1 protein-coding gene is annotated in these 1168 nt (G+C 41.3%); it reads left to right on the forward strand.

The window, feature by feature from the left end:
- On the forward strand, positions 1-287 hold a 287-nt coding region (locus A3739_RS29835; RefSeq protein ID WP_197472230.1), incomplete at its 5' end, for a hypothetical protein.
- Between the last annotated feature and the right edge of the window lie 881 nt (positions 288-1168).

The following is a 1168-nucleotide window of genomic DNA, read 5'->3' on the forward strand; positions in this document are numbered from 1 at the left end:
GTCAATCTCTAGTCAAAACCTGTGTTGAAAACACACACCAAGGTCTCGAATTAATCGAACGAGTGGAACAAGCCATTAACAAGATCAATGACATGAACCAAGTTATTGCGAGCTCTGCCAATGAGCAAAGTACGGTCACTGCTGACATCAGTCGAAGCTTAAACGAGATAGTTACGTCGGCCTTCGAGACCAATGACCAAATATCAAACAGCAATTCGATGATCGAAGAATTGGATCTCCATGTAAAACAGTTAGAGGCAGTAAACAGTAAGTTTAAAAGTACTTAAAGTTTCGTGAGAAGATCACTAAACCATTCAAATATGATATCGCGGCTAGGTAGTTCTTATGGCGACTGTTTCGACAATATGCCGCGCTAAATGAAAGGTAGTCGCTACTTGTCTTGTATTCTGCGCTTGTCCAAGAAAAAACCATGGTTTTTGGGTGAGTGATCGATCGCTTGAATGTCAATGTGTGCGTTACCGCTCACATTGAGCTTGAGGTCCTGACGAAACCTTTAAACTACCGTACTGGCATGTCGATAAAAACCGCCAATGCTAAGTAATGCAAATCTTACCCTGGTTAATTTACGCTGCTCAAAAGCTGTACATTGTAGCCTTGACCGTCAACCAAAAAACGAAGAAGAGCTATGCAATTGCAAGGGCTTACTTGCGTCAAACAAGAAGGAATGTTTAGTCTAGCATTGGCGGCCAAATACATTTCAGCATCATGGGTATAGTGTGAAGATATTGCACTTATACAACCGATGCTACGTATTATACTAGGTTGCCTACCAATTAGGCTCAGTGCTTTGTTTGAGTCTGCAGATGTCGATCTATCTGGCAACGTTCCTCAAAACTTACAACAATAGGTCCTACATTGAATGATGCTCGTTTTCCATAGGTATTTTGAGATTTCGAGTTTCGCAAAGCTTTTTGTTTTATTGTTCTAAGAGTCTCTTCCGACTCAACCAAACGTGGCATGGCATTCTCCGGTATATTTGATGTTTGTTGTACGCCCAAAAAGTTCGGCTAGTTTAGTTGAGAATTCAGAAAGTGTTAGAAACTGAAATCAAACTCGTTTAAAAGCTGAAGATACCCGCCCAAGGCTTTGCGCCTTCATATCTAAGTCTTTAGAGAGCTCATAACTTTGGTTCGCCGACTGCGTACTT

This window comes from Oleiphilus sp. HI0067 (genome assembly GCF_001635735.1).